The organism is Dyella sp. SYSU CM1112, from assembly GCF_058216415.1.
The window spans coordinates 1-254 of sequence record NZ_JBZEGI010000162.1; the positions used below are offsets into that span (position 1 = coordinate 1).

General features: G+C 63.4%; 1 protein-coding gene. It reads right to left on the reverse strand.

What is annotated here, in order from left to right; genetic code table 11:
- Positions 1-71 precede the first annotated feature (71 nt).
- On the reverse strand, positions 72-254 hold a 183-nt coding region (locus AC4HNJ_RS22060), incomplete at its 5' end, for a hypothetical protein (protein ID WP_490481750.1).

A 254-nucleotide genomic window follows, 5' to 3' on the forward strand; every position in this document is an offset into this window, starting at 1 on the left:
TGCAAGGTGACAATGTATACGCCCCTCTTTGGCCATCTGGACGGCTATTTGAATTAGAGCGTCGAGCCGGTTTAGGCGCTCTGCGGATGAAAGCTTTCCGGCGGGCCCAGGTAGCTGGGTCGCAGCGCGCCATGGCTTACCACCAGGCGCTCCACCACCAGTGCCGGGTCGACTGCCCAGATGTTCAGCGTGTGGTAGCCGGGTGCGGCAATGGACAGCGGCACGGTCACTTGCCGCACGCCGTCGGTGACGGC